We start from the raw sequence: 16631 nt of genomic DNA on the forward strand, positions 1-16631 counted from the left end.
AGGAGCGTGACGACAGCTCGCTTCCCCGCATCAGGGCGCCGGAACCTTCCAAGCGCCGGAACCTCAGGCGCCGGAGCCTCAGCGCGGGAAAGCCGCCACCGCCTCCCGCAGCGCCGCCAGGAAGGCCTCCCCGGCCGGGGTGAGCGAACGCCCGCGTGCCGTCGCCGCGTACACCGCCCGCGCGGGCGCCTCTTCGTCGAGCACCGGGAGAAGGGCGATGTCGGGGCGTACGGACGCCGCCGCCAGCGTCGGGACCAGGGTCACGCCGAGGCCCGCGGCGACGTAGCCCTGCTTGGCGGTCCACTCGCCGACGACGTGGGCCACGTGGGGCCGGAAGCCCTGGCGCAGGGCCGCGTCCAGCAGGGTGCCCTCGGGACGCGGGCCGCCGGAGATCCAGTCGGCGTCGGCGAGTGCGGAGAGGCGGACCGGGCTCTTACCGGCCAGCTCATGGCCGGCGGGGACCGCCACGTACAGGGACTCGTCGAGGAGGTGGTGGAGTGTGTACGCCTCCAGCGGGGCGCCGCCCGTCGTGGAGACCACCGCCAGGTCGAGGTGGCCCGCCGTCAGGCGGTCCAGCAGGGCGGGGGTCAGGCCCTCCTCGCGCGAGACGTGGACGCGTGGATGGCGGGACCGGAACGCGGCCAGCGCCTGCGGCACCAGCGCCGCGTCGGCGGTCGCGAAGGCGCCGAAGCGCAGCCGCCCGCCCGCCGCCTCCCGCAGGTCCGCCAGCTCCCGCGCGGCCCCGTGCAGCGCCTCGGCCACTGCTTCGGCGTACGGGACGAGGATCCGGCCCGCCTCGGTCAGCGATACGCCCCTGGGCAGCCGGTCGAAGAGCGGGGCGCCGCCGAGCGCGCCCTCCAGGGAGGAGATCTGCCGGGACACCGCGGACTGGGTCCAGCCCAGGGTCCGGGCGGCGACGGTGAAGGAGCCGTGCCGGGCGACCTCCAGGAAGGCCCGAAGCCAGACGGTGGAGAGGTCGGGCTCCGGCGTGACATGCGAATTCGGCATGGCCGTCATGCTAGACATTCGCTTGTCGCATCAATCGGCGGGGGCCTAGCGTCTGCCGCATGCAGCAGATCGCCTTTCTGGGCCTGGGGCACATGGGTGCTCCGATGGCCGGTCGACTCCTGGGCGCCGGGCATCCGTTGACCGTGTGGAACCGTACGGCGGCCAAGACCGGGCCGCTCGCCGCCGAGGGCGCGTCCGTGGCCGGGGGGCCCGCCGACGCGGTGCGGGACGCGGACGTCGTCGTCACCATGCTCGCGGGCCCCGACGCCCTCGCCGCGGTCGCCGATGCCGCCGCACCCGCACTGCGTCCCGGCACCCACTGGATCGACATGTCGACCGTCGGCCCCGACGCGGTACGGGATCTCGCCGCGCGGCTCGGTGACGCGGTGGCCCTGGTGGACGCGCCCGTGCTGGGCAGCACCGACCGGGCGGCCGCCGGCGAGCTGCGGATTCTCGCGGGTGGAGCGGCCGACGGTGTCACCGACGTACTCGGTGTGCTCGGCGCGGTCACCCGTACCGGGCCGCTCGGCACCGGGGCCGCGCTCAAGCTCGTCGTGAACTCGGCCGCGCTCGGCGGGGTCGCGCTGGTCGCCGAGTGTCTGCGGCTCGCGGACGCGCTCGGTGTCGACGACGGCGTCGCCCGGAGTGCACTCGGAGGGACCGCGATCGGCGGTGCGGTCGCCCGCGCCTTCGCCGACGGCGTGCACTTCGGCACCGAACTCGCCGTGAAGGACCTCGCTCTGGCCGCCTCCGCGGCTCAACTGCCGGCCCTGGAAGCCGTACTGGAGCACTACCGCAAGGCCGGTGTCCCCGACGCCGACATCTCCGCCGCCGCCGCCCGCATCCGCACCGGGAGCACCGTATGAAGGTCACGCTCGACAACCCCGCCGCCGCGCCCCAGCCCTACAGCCCCGCCTATTCGCAGGTCGCCCGGGTCGAACACGGCGACGGGGGCGTGCTGTTGTACGTCTCGGGGCAGATCGCCGAGGGCGAGACGCTTCGGGAGCAGAGCCGGGGCGTCTTCGCGATCCTGGAGTCCTTGCTCGCCGCGCACGGCGCGACCCTGGCCGACATCATCAACATCCGCACCTACCTGACCGACATCTCCCAGCTCGCCGAGTACGCCGCCGTGCGGCGGGAGTTGATCACGGGGACGCCGCCCACCAGCATGACCTTCGAGGTGCCGAAGCTGTTCCGGCCCGAGGCGCTGATCGAGATCGAGGTGGTGGCCGCGGTCACTCCTCGCCCAGCAGCCTGAGGAAGTCGCGGAAGGCGCCCGGCATGTCCACCGACTCCGGGTCCAGCAGCCACTGGTACTGCAGGCCGTCCATGACCGCGACGAGCAGGGGCGCGGTGCGCTCCGGGGTGAGGCCGCCGGGCAGCCGGTCGCCGTACTCGGCGCGCAGCACCTCCGCCATGCTGGAGCGGACGCGGCTGTAGCGCTCGGTGAAGTAGTCGCGGGCCGGGTGACCGTCGGTGACGCTCTCGCCGAGCAGCGCGGAGAAGGTCTGGACGATGCCGGGCCGCATCGCGTTGTACTCCACCAGCGAGGCGAGCAGATCGAGCCGCCACCGGGTGTCGGGCACCGCGTCCCACTGGTCGCGCTCCTTGAGTACGGCGACCAGCAGCGCGTCCTTGGTCGGGAAGTAGTGCAGCAGCCCCTGCTGGGTGAGCCCGACCCGCTCCGCGACCGCGGCGAGGCTGGCGCCCCGGTACCCGCGCTCGGCGATCACCTCGAGGGCCGCGCGCACGATCTCGGCGCGGCGCTCCTCGCTCCTGACCCTGGCGTTCATGGCGTCACCGTACGGCATCCTCCCGCGTGTCATATTACAGCAGGATAACGAAACCTACCGGGCTACAGGGCGCCCATGCAGGATGGAGGCACAGCACGGACTCACCGAGGAGGCACCGCCATGGCGGGAACCCGTACCCAGGCCGAGGCAGCACGCGAGGCGGCCGTCGAGACCGCCCTCGCCCGGCTCACCCTCGACGCGAAGGCGCGACTGCTCGCAGGCCAGGACATGTGGACCCTGCCCGCGCTGCCGGAGATCGGCCTGCGGTCCCTCGTCATGTCCGACGGCCCGATCGGCGTCCGGGGCGTGCGCTGGACCGCCGACGACCCCTCCGTCGCGCTGCCCTCCCCGACCGCCCTCGCCGCCACCTGGGACCCGGAACTCGCCCGCCGCGCCGGCGTGCTGCTCGCCCAGGAGGCCCGCCGCAAGGGCGTGCACGTGCTGCTCGCGCCCACCGTGAACCTGCACCGCTCCCCGCTCGGCGGGCGGCACTTCGAGGCCTACAGCGAGGACCCGTACCTCACCGGTCTGATCGGCGCGGGCTACGTGGCCGGCGTCCAGTCCGGCGGCGTCGGCACCACCGTCAAGCACTTCGTCGCCAACGACGCCGAGACCGACCGCTTCACCGTGAACAACACCGTCGGCGAACGCGCCCTGCGCGAGCTGTACTTGGCCCCCTTCGAGACCATCGTGGAGAACGCCCACCCCTGGGGGGTCATGACCGCGTACAACTCGGTCAACGGCACCACGATGACCGAGCACCGCTACCTCGTGAACGAGATCCTGCGCGGCGAGTGGGGCTTCGACGGCTTCAACGTCTCCGACTGGATGGCCGCCCGCTCGACCACCGGCGCCGTCGAGGGCGGCCTCGACGTCGCCATGCCCGGCCCGGACACGGTGTACGGCCCGGCCCTCGCGGCGGCCGTGCGCGCGGGGGAGGTCGAGGAGTCCGTCGTCGACGACGCCGTACGCAACGTGCTGCGCCTGGCCGCCCGGGTCGGTGCCCTGGAAGGCGCCGAGCCCGCGGTGTCCGAGCCGCCCGCCGAGGTCGACGGGGAGGCGCTGGCCCGTGAGATTGCCCGCCGGTCCTTCGTGCTGGTCCGCAACGAAGGTGCCCTCCCGCTGAAGCCGGGCCGGGTCGCCCTGATCGGCGCCGCCGCCCGTGACGCCCGGGTCCTCGGCGGCGGCTCCGCCACCGTCTTCCCGTCCCGGATCGTCTCCCCGCTGGACGGTCTCACCGCCGTGCTGCCGGACGTGACCTACGCCGTGGGCGCCGACCCGAACACCGAACTCGCCGTCGCCGGGCAGGGATTCGCCCTGCGTGCCGTCTGCCGCGACGCCGACGGGAACGTCATCGGCGCCCTCCCCGTCCCGGGCGGCCAGATCCAGTGGATGGGTTCGGACCTCCCCGACGGCGTCACCCACGACTCCCTGCACAGCGTGGAGCTGACCGGTACCTTCACCCCGCGCGAGACCGGTCCGCACACCTTCGGCATCAAGGGCCGCGGCACCTTCACGCTCACCGTCGCCGGTACGACGTACTTCGACGGCGTCCAGGGCGCGGACAGCGACGACCCCTTCATCACCTTCTTCGGCGCCCCCGAGCCCCGCGCCGAGGCCGCGCTCACGGCCGGGGAACCCGTCGAGGTCTCCCTCACCCATGTCGTCGCCCTCCCCGCGGACGCCCCGGTCAAGGCCGTCGGCTTCACGCTCGCCCACCAGGGGCCGCAGCGCGACGCGGACGAGCTGATCGCCGAGGCCGTCGAGGCCGCGCGCGCCGCCGACACCGCCGTGGTCGTCGTCGCCACCACCGACCGCGTGGAGTCGGAGGGCTTCGACCGCACCGACCTCGGCCTCCCCGGCCGCCAGGACGACCTGGTGCGTGCCGTCGCCGCCGCCAACCCCCACACCGTCGTGGTCGTCAACTCCGGCTCCCCAGTGGAACTGCCGTGGCGCGAACAGGTCGCCGCCGTCCTGCTCAGCTGGTTCCCCGGCCAGGAGGGCGGCGCGGCCCTGGCCGACGTGCTGACCGGTGCCGAGGAGCCCGGCGGCCGGCTGCCCACCACCTGGGGCTCGCTGGCCGACGCCCCGGTCACCCAGGTCGTCCCCGAGGACGGCGAACTGCCGTACCGCGAGGGCGTCTTCATCGGCTACCGCGCCTGGGACAAGCGGGGCCGCACCCCCTCGTACCCCTTCGGGCACGGCCTCGGCTACACCGAGTGGGCCTACCAGTCGCTGGAGATCGAGGGAACGACCGTGCGGATCCGGCTGCGCAACACCGGTGAGCGGGCCGGGCGCGAGGTCGTGCAGCTGTATCTGGCTCCGGCCGAGCCCGACGCGGAACGCCCGGCGCGGGCGCTGGCCGGGTTCGCGCAGGTGGCGGCGGAGCCGGGGGAGACGGTCGAGGCGGTCGTGGAGATTCCGCGCCGTGCTTTCGAGATCTGGGACGAGAAGACCAACTCATGGTCTTGTGTGAAGGGTTCGTACGAGATCCAGGTCGGCCGCTCGATCGCCGACCGCAGGCTCACCGCGGCGATTAACGTCTGAGGCGGGACACCTTCCCCATGGACAGCCCCGGTCCGGGACCTGACGCCCGGACCGGGGCTCGTGTCGTCTCAGCGCACCGAGAACGCGTACACCGTCGCCGACCGGTACAGCTCGCCCGGACGCAGCACCGTGCTCGGGAAATCCGGCCGGTTGGGGGAGTCGGGGTAGTGCTGGGTCTCCAGGGCGATGCCGTCGCCGGGCGCGAACGGCTCGGCGAGATGGTCGCCGGTGTACAGCTGGAGGCCGGGCTCGGTCGTCGAGACCGCCAGCACCCGCCCGGACCCCGGGTCGTGCAGCTCGGCGACCTCGAAGGGGACCTCGGTCACGCCCTTGTCGAGCGCGAAGTTGTGGTCGTAGCCGGCGCCCACCTTGCGCGGCGCACGGAAGTCGAACCGGGTCCCGAGGACCGACTCCACCCCGGTCGGGATCAGATCCTCGTCCACCGGCGTGAACCGGGAGGCGGAGAGGCGCAGTTCATGCCCGCCCGCGTTCCCCGACCCCGCTCCGGCCAGATTGAAGTAGCTGTGGTTCGTCAGGTTCACCACGGTCGGCGCGTCCGTCACCGCCTCGTACGCGATCCGCAGCGCCCCGGTCGCGTCCAGGGAGTACGTCGCCGACACCTCCAGCCGCCCCGGGAAGCCCTCCTCGCCGTGCGCGGCGACCCGGCTGAGCCGCACCCCGTGCTCGACCGGCTCCGCCTCCCACACCCGCTGGTCGAAGCCCCGCTCACCGCCATGCAGACAGTTCGGGCCGCTGTTCACCGGCAGCGCGTACGTCAGCCCGTCCAGGGTGAAGCGGCCGCCCGCGATCCGGTTGGCGTACCGCCCCACCAGAGCACCGAAGTACGGACCCGGACGAGCCGGGTAGTCGCTCAGTTCCGCGAACCCCAGCACCACGTTCCCGGCGACCCCGTCGCGGTCCGGGACCTCCAGCGACTGCACGATCCCGCCGTACGTGAGCACCCGCACCCGCACACCGGCCCGCTCCAGGGTCCAGCGGTGCACGGCCGTGCCATCGGAAAGTGTTCCGAAGAGTTCGTTCATGTGCGAGACCATGAGCCGAACACTAAGTCACCCCGACTTCGCGGTGACGGTGCGGTAGGCGATCTCCGCCAGACGCGCCTGGCCGTTCACACTCGGGTGGAACCAGTCCCAGCGGCTCAGCTGGTCCGTGCCGAAGCGGTACGCGTACACCGCGCCCCCGTCGGTGCGGCACCGCCGGTCCTTGGCGCACACCTCCTTCAGCACCTTGTTGTAGTCCTCCACCCGCTTCTGCACGGTCTCCCGGCGCAGCGTCGCCGCCGAGTCCAGGGAGTCCGCGTCACCGAGCATCGAGGGGCAGATGCCGAGCTTCCACACCTGCTTCCCCAGCGGATTGGTCCGCCCCTGGGACCACAGCCGCTTCAGATCCGGCACGCTCGCCACGTACACCTGCGCCTTCGGCAGCGCCCCGCGCAGCGTGCGCATCGCCTCCTCGAACTGGGAGCGGAAGTCGGCGACCGAGGTCATCGCGTCGGTGGTGTCCCGGCAGGCGTCGTTGGCCCCGGCCATCACCGTCACCAGCTCGGGCCTGCGGGTCGCCGCCTGCGCCATCTGCCCGGGCAGGTCCGCCATCCGCGCCCCGGTCACCGCGTAGTTCCAGCTCCGCTCGGCGGCCCTGGTCCCGCCCAGCAGCCGTACCGCGAGACTGTCCACGTCCGCGCTGCTGCCGGTCGCCCACGACACCTCCGGGCAGTCCGAGAGCACCGAGCAGGCGTCGAAGCCGCGGGTGATGGAGTCGCCTACGGCCGCGAGCGACTCGGGGCTGCGGTCCCACACCGGCGTCGGCTTCGGTTTCACCCGCTTCACGTCCGTCCCCGACGGTCCCGGTGAGTTCCCCCCGACGGCGTCACAGCCGGCCAGGCCCAGGACGGCCGCGGACAGCACGGCGAGCACGGCTCGTTCGCGGTGACCGGTCTTCCGCATCCGCTGCTGATCCCCTCGGTCGTCGACTACTGCTCCCCTCCCCATACAACGCGTGGGAGTTCCCGAGCGCGCGCGAGGCAACGGATCGACCCCGCACAGGCGTCCTGCCGGGTGAATGGCGGGCGTTTCACGGCATCGGGACCGACGGTACGTCACACTCCTTGCGCCGCCGCACGGTAGCCTCGCCATCAACGTGGCTGCCCGGCCACAGCCGTCCGCCAGTTCGCAAGATGTCCCGCTCTGCCCGGAGGTCCCGGTGACGACACGTGGAGTTCTGTACGTGCACTCCGCGCCGCGCGCGCTGTGCCCGCACGTCGAGTGGGCCGTCGCCGGGGTGCTCGGCACGCGCGTCAACCTCGACTGGATCCGGCAGCCCGCCGCGCCCGGCACCTGGCGCTCGGAGTTCTCCTGGAAGGGCGAGGTCGGCACCGCCTCCAAGCTGGCCTCGGCGCTGCGCGGCTGGCACCTGCTGCGTTTCGAGGTGACCGCCGAACCCTGCCCCACGGCGGAGGGCGAGCGCTACAGCTGCACCCCCGACCTCGGCATCTTCCACGCGGTGACCGGCATCCACGGCGACATCCTGATCCCCGAGGACCGGCTGCGCGCCGCGCTGACCCGCTCCCAGCGCGGTGAGACGGACCTGGAGGCCGAGATCGCCAAACTCCTGGGCAAGCCGTGGGACGACGAGCTGGAGCCGTTCCGGTACGCGGGAGAGGGAGCGCCGGTGCGCTGGCTGCACCAGGTCGTCTGAGGCACATGTGAAGGGCCCCCACCTCACGAGGTGGGGGCCCTTCAGTCGCGTAGGGGAGCCGCTCAGACGGTCCTGAACGCCAGCACCACGTTGTGCCCGCCGAAGCCGAACGAGTCGTTCAGCGCGGCGATCCGGCCCTCGACCGGCAGCTTGCGGGCCTCGCCGCGGACCACGTCCGCGTTGGCCTCGGCCTCGGGGTCGAGGTTCTCGACGTTGATGGTCGGCGGAGCCACCCGGTGGTACAGGGCGAGCACGGTCGCGACCGTCTCGACACCACCGGCGCCACCGAGCAGATGCCCGGTCATCGACTTGGTCGCCGACACCGCGATGTGGTCGGTGTCGTCGCCGAACACCTTCCGCAGCGCCTTCAGCTCGGCGATGTCACCGGCCGGCGTCGAGGTGGCGTGCGCGTTGACGTGCACGATCTCCGACGGCTGCAGGTCGGTGCGGTCCAGCAGGTTCTGCAGGGCGTGCGCGATACCGCGGCCCTCCGGCTCCGGCTGCACGATGTCGTGGCCGTCGGCGGAGATGCCCTGGCCGACCGCCTCGGCGTACACCCGCGCACCGCGCTTGGCGGCGTGCTCGGCGGACTCCAGGACGACCACACCGGCGCCCTCGCCGAGGACGAAGCCGTCCCGGGCGGTGTCGTAGGGGCGCGAGGCGCCCTCGGGGTCCTCGTTGTTCTTGGACATCGCCATCATGTTGCCGAACGCGGCGATGGGCAGCGGGTGGATCGCCGCCTCGGTGCCGCCGGCGACGACCACGTCGGCACGGCCGGACCGGATCATCTCGATGGCGTAGCCGATGGCCTCGGCGCCCGAGGCGCAGGCGGAGACCGGCGTGTGCACGCCCGCGCGGGCGCCCACGGCCAGACCCACGTTCGCGGAGGGGCCGTTCGGCATCAGCATGGGGACGGTGTGCGGGGAGACGCGGCGGACGCCCTTCTCCTTGAGTACGTCGTACTGGTCGAGCAGGGTCGTCACGCCACCGATGCCGGAGGCGATGACCGCACCGAGCCGGTCCGGGTCGACGTTGCCGTCCTCACCGGCCTTGTCGGTGAAACCGGCGTCGGCCCAGGCCTCCTTCGCCGCGATCAGCGCGAACTGGGCCGAGCGGTCCAGTCGGCGGGCCTGCGGACGGGCGATCACCTCGGTCGGCTCAACGGCGACCGGGGCGGCGATCCGGACCGCCTGGTCGGCGGCCCACTCCTGCTCCAGGGGCTTGACACCGGAACGTCCGGCGACGAGGCCCTCCCAGGTAGAGGCCGCGTCGCCACCCAGCGGTGTGGTTGCGCCGATACCGGTGACGACCACGGTGCGATTGGTCGAGCTCACGGGAATTCTTTCTCCAACGGGATACGAGGATTCAGCGGCGCCACCGCCGGGTGGCGGGGCCGGGGCACATCCGGCCTAAGCGGAAACTCAGGCCTGGTGCTTGAGGATGTAGTCGGTCGCGTCGCCGACCGTCTTGAGGTTCTTCACGTCCTCGTCCGGGATCTTGACGTCGAAGCGCTCTTCGGCGGCGACGACGACCTCGACCATGGACAGGGAGTCGACGTCCAGGTCGTCGGTGAAGGACTTGTCCAGCTGGACGTCCTCGACCGGGATGCCGGCGATCTCGTTCACGATGTCGGCGAGACCGGCGACGATCTCTTCCTGAGTGGCGGCCATGTCAGGCGCTCCTTCGTAGATGTTCCAGAGGGTTTGGCAGTGCGTTCCGAACCGGACCGAAACGATGATCCGGCACGGAGTGCCTAGGGGAGGGTAACGACAGTGGCGGCGTAGACGAGACCCGCCCCGAAGCCGATGACGAGCGCGGTGTCGCCGCTCTTCGCCTCGCCGGTCGCCAGAAGCCGCTCCATCGCGAGCGGAATCGAGGCGGCCGAGGTGTTGCCGGTGGTGCGCACATCGCGGGCGACCGTGACGTGCTCCGGCAGTTTCAGCGTCTTCACCATCGAGTCGATGATCCGCTCGTTGGCCTGGTGGGGAATGAAGACGTCCAGGTCGTCCGGGGTGATTCCGGCCGCGTCCAGCGCCTGCTGGGCGACCTTCGCCATCTCGAACACGGCCCAGCGGAACACCGCCTGGCCCTCCTGCGTGATCGCAGGGAACTTGTCGACCTCGCCGGTGCGGTAGTCCGTCCACGGCACGGTCTGCTTGATCGTCTCGGACTTGTCGCCCTCGGAGCCCCAGACCGTGGGGCCGATGGCCGGCTCCTGGGCGGGGCCGACGACGACCGCGCCGGCGCCGTCGCCGAACAGGAAGGCCGTCGCGCGGTCCTCCAGGTCGGTGAGGTCGGAGAGCCGCTCCACGCCGATGACGAGGACGTACTCCGCGCTGCCCTCGACGATCATGCCCTTGGCGAGGGTCAGGCCGTAGCCGAAGCCCGCGCAGCCGGCCGAGATGTCGAAGGCGGCGGCCTTGTTCGTGCCGAGCTTGTCGGCGATCTCGGTGGCGACGGCCGGGGTCTGCCGGAAGTTGGAGACGGTCGAGACGATCACGCCGCCGATCTGCTCGGCGGAGATGCCGGCGTCCGCGATGGCCTTCCCGGACGCCTCGATCGACATGGCGGCCACGGTCTCCTCGTCGGAGGCCCAGTGCCGGGTCTCGATACCGGAGCGCGAGCGGATCCACTCGTCGGACGAGTCGATCTTCTCGAGGATCACCTCGTTGGGCACGACCCGGGTCGGGCGGTAGCCGCCGACACCGAGGATGCGCGCGTACGGGGCGCCCTTGCTGGGCTTGATCTTCGCCATGCTGCTCGGACTCCTTGTCAGGCCGTGTGCTCGGCGATGAGCTCGCGAGCGGCGTCGAGGTCGTCGGGGGTCTTCAGGGCGAGCGTCGGTACGCCCTTCATCGCGCGCTTGGCGAGACCGGTGAGCGTACCGCCGGGGCACACCTCGATCAGCGCGGTCGCGCCGAGGCCGACGAAGGTCTCCATGCACAGGTCCCAGCGGACCGGGTTGGCGACCTGGCCGACCAGCCGGTCGAGCACCTCGGTGCCGGTGGTGACGGTCCGGCCGTCCTTGTTGGAGACGTAGGGGACCGTCGGGTCGGCGGGGCTGAGCTCCTTGGCGGCCTCGGCCAGCTTCTCGACGGCGGGCGCCATGTGGTGCGTGTGGAACGCGCCCGCGACCTTCAGCGGAACGACCTTGCGCACGCCCTCGGGCTTGTCCGCCTCCAGCGCGGCGAGCTGCTCCAGCGTGCCCGCGGCCACGATCTGGCCGGCGCCGTTGATGTTCGCCGGGGTCAGCCCGAGCTTCTCCAGGTGCGCGACCGAGGTCTCCGGGTCGCCGCCGAGCAGCGCCGACATTCCGGTCTCGGTGATCGCGGCGGCCTCGGCCATGGCCAGCCCCCGCTTGCGTACGAGGGTCAGCGCGGCGGTCTCGTCCAGCACGCCCGCGAAGGCGGCGGCGGTGATCTCACCGACGCTGTGTCCGGCGACGGCGCCGGGCGTCACGGCACCCAGTGCCGAGGCGGACAGGATCCCGGCCGCCACGAGGAGCGGCTGGGCCACGGAGGTGTCCCGGATCTCGTCCGCGTCGGCCTTGGTGCCGTAGTGGACGAGGTCGAGGCCGATGGCGTCGGACCAGGCGGCGACGCGGTCGGCGACGCCGGGCAGGTCGAGCCAGGGAGTCAGGAAGCCGGGCGTCTGGGCGCCCTGGCCGGGAGCGACGAGTACGAGCACTCTCACACTCTCTCTTGAGGGCGGCCACAACCGCCCGTGAGGACAGGGACGAAGAACACGAGGGGGTTTTGTGGGCCCCCGACAAAACCCTACGGCTGAAGATCGCCGTCCACCAGACGCCCCAGGATGAGCGCGATCCGCAGTGTGAACGCGGAGCGTACATCGGAAGGCGACCAGCCGGTGACGTCAGTCACACGTCGGAGCCGGTAGCGCACGGTGTTGGGATGCACGAACAGCATCCGGGCGGCGCCTTCGAGACTGCTCGCCTGTTCGAGATAGACGGAGAGGGTCTCCAGAAGAGCGGACCCGGCCTCCTCCAGCGGTCTGTAGATCTCCTCCACCAACTGCTCGCGCGCACTGGGATCCCCGGCGATGGCGCGCTCCGGAAGCAGATCGTCCGCCAGCACCGGGCGCGGGGCGTCCTGCCAGGCGGAACAGGCCTTGAGCCCGGCCGCCGCGGCCTGCGCGGAGCGGGTCGCGGCGAGCAGGTCCGGCACGATGGGCCCGGCCACGACGGGTCCGGCGGCATACGGGCCGATCAGGGACTTCGCGACGGCGAGGGGATTGTCGCTGCCGCCGGCGATCACGACGAGCCGGTCGCCGAGGACGCCGGTCAGCACCTGGAGCTTGGCATGCCGGGCGGCCCGCCGGATCGCCTCGACGGTCAGCTCGGAGTCCCCGTCGGGGGCGGTGCCGAGGACGACGCAGACATGCTCGGGGGAGTTCCAGCCGAGCGCGGCGGCCCGGGAGACGGCGCCCTCGTCGGCCTCCCCACTGAGCACGGCGTTGACGACGAGGGACTCCAGCCGGGCGTCCCAGGCACCGCGTGCCTCGGCGGCCTGGGCGTAGACCTGGGCGGTGGCGAAGGCGATCTCACGGGCGTAGACGAGGAGCGCCTCGCGCAGCACCGACTCGTCGCCGGGGGCGGCGACCTCGTCGATCGCGGACTCCATGACCTCGATGGTGGTGCGCACCATCTCCACGGTCTGGCGGAGCGTGATGGCCCGGGTCAGCTCGCGCGGCGCGGTCCCGAAGACGTCGGTCGAGATGGCCTGGGGGGCGTCGGGATGCCGGAACCACTCGGTGAAGGCGGCGATACCGGCCTGGGCGACAAGACCGATCCAGGAACGGTTCTCCGGGGGCATGGCCCGGTACCACGGGAGCGTCTCGTCCATGCGCGTGATGGCCTGCGCGGCGAGACTGCCGGAGGACTTCTCCAGCCGCTTCAGGGTCGCGGAGTGCGGATGGGCGGCGTGCGCTGCGGCTTCGGACTTGCGGGCTTCGGGTTCGGGCACGGGGACAAGACTGCCTTATCCGGACGGGAGCGTGCGCTGGCGGGGTCTACGGTGGGGTCCGTGATGGACGTACGGCGCGCCGACGAGCGCTATCCAGGGGGCGACGCGGCGGCCGGAATCGACTCCCGGCACGCCTTCTCCTTCGGCCCCCACTACGACCCCGACAACCTCCGCTTCGGCGCGATGATCGCCTGCAACGAGGAGCGCCTGGCCCCCGGCGCCGGGTTCGACGAACACCCGCACAGCCACACGGAGATCGTGACGTGGGTGGTGGAGGGCGAGCTGACCCACCGGGACTCGCGGGGCCACGAGACGACGGTCCGGCCCGGCGACGTCCAGCGCCTGAGCTCGGCGGCGGGCGTCCGGCACGTGGAACGCAACGACACCACCGCCCCCCTGACCTTCGTCCAGACCTGGCTGGCCCCCCTGGACCCGGGCGGCACCCCGTCGTACGAGATCGTCCCCGGCATCGCGGACTCCACGCCGTACGCGATCCCGGAGGCGGGCGCCATGCTGCACGTACGGCGCCTCGCCCCGGGCGAGCGGACGGCGGTGCCGGACGGGGCGTACGTCTACGTGCACGTGGTGCGCGGTGAGGTACGCCTCGGCGAGGAGACGCTGGCCGCGGGCGACGCGGCACGCCTCCATGACGCCAGGGACGTGGAGGCGGTGGGGGTGACGGGGGTGGAGCTGCTGATGTGGGAGATGGGTTAGAGCTCGGTCAGCACCGCGTCGGTCAGCACCGGCCAGACCTCCACCGCCCACGGTCCGAAGGCCCGGTCGGTGAGGGCGACGCAGGCCGCCCGTGCGTCCGGGTCGATCCAGACGAAGGTGCCCGACTGGCCGAAGTGGCCGAAGGTGCGCGGTGAGGACGAAGCGCCGGTCCAGTGGGGGGACTTGCCGTCGCGGATCTCGAAGCCGAGACCCCAGTCGTTGGGGTTCTGGTGGCCGTAGCCCGGCAGGACGCCCTTCGTACCGGGGTACTGGACCGTCATCGCCCCGGCGACCGTCCGCGGGTCCAGCAGGCGCGGTGCCTGGACCTCCGCCGCGAACCGCAGGAGGTCGTCCACCGTGGAGACGCCGTCCTTCGCGGGGGAGCCCTCCAGGGACGTCGACGTCATCCCCAGCGGCTCCAGCACCGCCTGCCGCAGATACTCGGCGAACGGGATGTCCGCGGCCTTCGCGATGTGGTCCCCGAGCTGTTCGAAGCCGGCGTTGGAGTACAGCCGCCGCTCTCCGGGCGCCGCCGTCACGCGGTGCTCGTCGAAGGCGAGCCCCGAGGTGTGGGCGAGGAGATGGCGGACCGTCGAGCCGGGAGGGCCCGCCGGTTCGTCGAGCTCGATCGCCCCCTCCTCGTACGCGACCAGCGCGGCGTACGCCGCCAGCGGCTTGGTGACCGAGGCGAGCGGGAAGCGCTGCCCGGTCGGGCCACGGGTCCCGAGGACCGTCCCGTCGGCACGCACGACACCCGCCGCGGCAGTGGGCACCGGCCAGTTCTCGATCAACGCGAGGCTCTTCATGGCACCGAGCCTAAAGGTGCTCAGAGCTTCAGCCGCAGGAAGGGGTCGGGCGTGCGCGCGAAGCCCAGGGAGGCGTACAGCGGCTCGGCGTCCGCGGAGGCGGTGAGGTCGACCTGGCCGACACCCCGCTCACGGAACCAGTCCAGGAGCGACTCCATGCAGGCGCGGGCGTAGCCGCGGCGTCGCGCGTCCGGGTCGGTCGCCACGCTGAAGACGTACCCGCACAGTCCGCGCGGGTTGGCCGCCTTGCCGATCCGGTACTCCACCGTCCCCACCACCAGCGCGGCGAGCGCGTCCGGCCGGTCCGGATGATCGACGACGAACGCCGCGAAGTCCCCCTCCGGCTCGGCGAGACGGGCCCGCAGCCCCGGCAGCCCGAGCGCGTGCCAGTCGGTGGAGGTGTCGGCTCCGGCCAGCGAATCGATCATCACCTGCCGCAGCCGCAGCACTTCCGGGGCATCATCGGCGGTGGCACGACGTACGAGGCTCATGTGCGGCACGCTAGCGACGGTGATCACGTCATGTCCCGTGGTTTTCTCACCTGTTCCGCTTGCTTGGAGTGCACTCCAAGGCCATAGCGTTGAGGCCATGACGGTGATGGAGACCACGGGTACCAGGACCGACACCTGCGCGGGACCGCCGCATGTCGACCGGCGGCCCGACGGTCAGGACAAGTACACGATCAGCGAGGTCGCCGCGTTCACCGGCCTGACCGCGCACACCCTGCGCTGGTACGAGCGCATCGGCCTGATGCCGCACATCGACCGCTCGCACACCGGCCAGCGCCGCTACAGCAACCGCGACCTGGACTGGCTCGACCTCGTCGGCAAGCTCCGGCTCACCGGTATGCCGGTCGCCGACATGGTCCGCTACGCCGAGCTGGTGCGCGAGGGCGACCACACCTACGGCGAGCGCTACGCGCTGCTGGAGGAGACCCGCCGGGACGTGCTGGCCCGGATCGCGGAACTCCAGGACACACTCGCCGTGCTCGACCGCAAGATCGCTTTCTACGGCGACGCCGGGCAGGCCCTGGCGTCGGAGAGGCCCCGATGACCGAGAACAGCAGGATCGCGACCGTACGCCTGGGCGACACCGGACCCGAGACGGGGGTGCAGGGCCTCGGCTGCATGGGCATGAGCTTCGCCTACGGCCCCACGGACGCGAAGGAGTCCAGGGCCACCCTGGAGCGGGCGCTGGAACTGGGCGTCACCCTGTACGACACGGCCGACGTCTACGGCGCCGGCGAGAACGAACGCTTCCTGTCCCCCTTCTTCCGGGCCCACCGCGACGAGATCGTCCTCGCGACCAAGTTCGCCATGGAGATCCCGCCGGACGACCCGACCCGACGGATCATCCGCAACGACGCCCCCTACATCCGGCAGGCCGTCGAGGCGAGCCTGAAACGCCTGGACGTCGAGGTGATCGACCTCTACTACATGCACCGCCGGGACGTGAACGTGCCCGTGGAGGAGACCGTCGCCACCATGGCCGAGCTGGTCCGCGAGGGCAAGGTCAAGCACCTGGGCCTGAGCGAGGTCACGGCCGCCGAACTGCGTGCCGCGCACGCCGTGCACCCCATCGCCGCCGTGCAGTCGGAGTGGTCGCTGTTCAGCCGGGACATCGAGGCGCAGGTGGTGCCCGCGGCCCGGGACCTCGGCGTGGCGCTGGTGCCGTACTCCCCGCTCGGCCGGGGCTTCCTCGCGGGGTCCTTCAGTACCGCGGACACCCTGACGGCCGACGACTTCCGCCGCCGCCAGCCCCGGTTCACCGGCGAGAACGCCACCGCCAACGCGGCCCTGCTGGCCCCGATCCGCGAGATCGCCGACGCCCACGGGGTCTCCCTCGGCCAGATCGCCCTGGCCTGGGTCCAGCGGCAGAGCGTGGTCCACGACCTCCCGGTCGTCCCGATCCCGGGCACCCGCAAGCCGAGCCGTGTGGAGGAGAACACGGCGGCCACCCGCATCGAACTGACGGAAGAGGAAATGGGGTTGCTCGACCCGATCGCGGAACAGGTGGCGGGGGACCGGTACGCGGACATGACGTTCACCTCCGCTGGACGGGAGTAG

General features: G+C 72.0%; 18 protein-coding genes. 7 read left to right on the top strand and 11 right to left on the bottom strand.

Translation table 11 applies throughout. The features are described from left to right. Positions 1–78: 78 nt before the first annotated feature. Positions 79–1008, bottom strand: coding sequence for a LysR family transcriptional regulator (locus ACWDRW_RS07000; protein WP_451721143.1), 930 nt, complete (start codon positions 1006–1008; stop codon positions 79–81). Positions 1009–1067: 59 nt separating this feature from the next. Between ACWDRW_RS07000 and ACWDRW_RS07005 the strand changes: the two genes are divergently transcribed. Beyond that, the gene (locus ACWDRW_RS07005) at positions 1068–1874 is read left to right on the top strand and encodes an NAD(P)-dependent oxidoreductase (protein WP_451721145.1); all 807 of its coding nucleotides are present in this window, start codon (positions 1068–1070) and stop codon (positions 1872–1874) included. Next, a complete protein-coding gene (locus ACWDRW_RS07010; protein WP_451721147.1) occupies positions 1871–2266 on the top strand; it encodes a RidA family protein in 396 nt (131 codons plus the stop codon). The genes ACWDRW_RS07005 and ACWDRW_RS07010 overlap by 4 nt, the downstream gene beginning before the upstream one ends. On the opposite strand, the gene ACWDRW_RS07015 is transcribed toward ACWDRW_RS07010, so the two are convergent. Beyond that, a complete protein-coding gene (locus ACWDRW_RS07015; RefSeq protein WP_451721386.1) occupies positions 2244–2819 on the bottom strand; it encodes a TetR/AcrR family transcriptional regulator in 576 nt (191 codons plus the stop codon). The genes ACWDRW_RS07010 and ACWDRW_RS07015 overlap by 23 nt on opposite strands. 102 nt (positions 2820–2921) lie before the next feature. Between ACWDRW_RS07015 and ACWDRW_RS07020 the strand changes: the two genes are divergently transcribed. Then, positions 2922–5348: a beta-glucosidase H gene (locus tag ACWDRW_RS07020; protein ID WP_451721149.1), complete on the top strand. Its 2427-nt coding sequence runs from the start codon at positions 2922–2924 to the stop codon at positions 5346–5348. Positions 5349–5416: 68 nt separating this feature from the next. On the opposite strand, the gene ACWDRW_RS07025 is transcribed toward ACWDRW_RS07020, so the two are convergent. Together ACWDRW_RS07025 and ACWDRW_RS07030 are read right to left on the bottom strand one after the other, a co-directional pair. After that, complete coding sequence (locus tag ACWDRW_RS07025) at positions 5417–6391, bottom strand: aldose epimerase family protein (RefSeq protein WP_451721151.1); 975 nt, start codon at positions 6389–6391, stop codon at positions 5417–5419. Positions 6392–6418: 27 nt separating this feature from the next. After that, positions 6419–7312 carry an SGNH/GDSL hydrolase family protein gene (locus tag ACWDRW_RS07030; RefSeq protein ID WP_451721153.1) on the bottom strand — a complete coding sequence of 298 codons (894 nt, stop codon included), beginning with the start codon at positions 7310–7312 and terminating at the stop codon, positions 6419–6421. Positions 7313–7568: 256 nt separating this feature from the next. Between ACWDRW_RS07030 and ACWDRW_RS07035 the strand changes: the two genes are divergently transcribed. Next, a complete protein-coding gene (locus ACWDRW_RS07035) occupies positions 7569–8063 on the top strand; it encodes a DUF3145 domain-containing protein (RefSeq protein ID WP_356341911.1) in 495 nt (164 codons plus the stop codon). 62 nt (positions 8064–8125) lie between these two features. Here the strand turns inward: ACWDRW_RS07035 and fabF are convergent, their stop codons facing one another. From fabF to fasR, 5 genes are all read right to left on the bottom strand, one after another. Beyond that, positions 8126–9397 carry a beta-ketoacyl-ACP synthase II gene (gene fabF, locus ACWDRW_RS07040; RefSeq protein ID WP_451721156.1) on the bottom strand — a complete coding sequence of 424 codons (1272 nt, stop codon included), beginning with the start codon at positions 9395–9397 and terminating at the stop codon, positions 8126–8128. Between the two features lie 87 nt (positions 9398–9484). Continuing rightward, positions 9485–9733, bottom strand: a complete 249-nt coding sequence (locus ACWDRW_RS07045; protein ID WP_015660680.1) for an acyl carrier protein — start codon at positions 9731–9733, stop codon at positions 9485–9487. Between the two features lie 83 nt (positions 9734–9816). After that, the gene (locus ACWDRW_RS07050; protein ID WP_451721158.1) at positions 9817–10818 is read right to left on the bottom strand and encodes a beta-ketoacyl-ACP synthase 3; all 1002 of its coding nucleotides are present in this window, start codon (positions 10816–10818) and stop codon (positions 9817–9819) included. A gap of 17 nt (positions 10819–10835) precedes the next feature. Further along, a complete protein-coding gene (locus ACWDRW_RS07055; RefSeq protein WP_451721160.1) occupies positions 10836–11750 on the bottom strand; it encodes an ACP S-malonyltransferase in 915 nt (304 codons plus the stop codon). 89 nt (positions 11751–11839) lie between these two features. Beyond that, on the bottom strand, positions 11840–13045 hold the full coding sequence (fasR, locus tag ACWDRW_RS07060; RefSeq protein WP_451721162.1) for a fatty acid biosynthesis transcriptional regulator FasR: 1206 nt from the start codon (positions 13043–13045) through the stop codon (positions 11840–11842). 63 nt (positions 13046–13108) lie between these two features. On the opposite strand from fasR, the gene ACWDRW_RS07065 reads away from it, so the two are divergent. Then, positions 13109–13759 carry a pirin family protein gene (locus ACWDRW_RS07065; protein WP_451721387.1) on the top strand — a complete coding sequence of 217 codons (651 nt, stop codon included), beginning with the start codon at positions 13109–13111 and terminating at the stop codon, positions 13757–13759. On the opposite strand, the gene ACWDRW_RS07070 is transcribed toward ACWDRW_RS07065, so the two are convergent. Further along, positions 13756–14565, bottom strand: coding sequence for a serine hydrolase domain-containing protein (locus ACWDRW_RS07070; protein ID WP_451721164.1), 810 nt, complete (start codon positions 14563–14565; stop codon positions 13756–13758). The genes ACWDRW_RS07065 and ACWDRW_RS07070 overlap by 4 nt on opposite strands. Positions 14566–14585: 20 nt before the next feature. Next, on the bottom strand, positions 14586–15056 hold the full coding sequence (locus ACWDRW_RS07075) for a GNAT family N-acetyltransferase (RefSeq protein WP_451721166.1): 471 nt from the start codon (positions 15054–15056) through the stop codon (positions 14586–14588). Positions 15057–15153: 97 nt separating this feature from the next. Here ACWDRW_RS07075 and ACWDRW_RS07080 point away from each other — a divergent pair, with 97 nt between their 5' ends. Both ACWDRW_RS07080 and ACWDRW_RS07085 read left to right on the top strand, forming a co-directional pair. Next, positions 15154–15618 (top strand): MerR family transcriptional regulator, encoded by a 465-nt coding sequence (locus tag ACWDRW_RS07080; protein WP_451721168.1) that lies wholly within the window; start codon positions 15154–15156, stop codon positions 15616–15618. After that, on the top strand, positions 15615–16631 hold the full coding sequence (locus ACWDRW_RS07085; RefSeq protein ID WP_451721170.1) for an aldo/keto reductase: 1017 nt from the start codon (positions 15615–15617) through the stop codon (positions 16629–16631). Before ACWDRW_RS07080 ends, ACWDRW_RS07085 begins: the two co-directional genes overlap by 4 nt.

It is taken from the genome of Streptomyces sp. NPDC003635, from assembly GCF_053587635.1.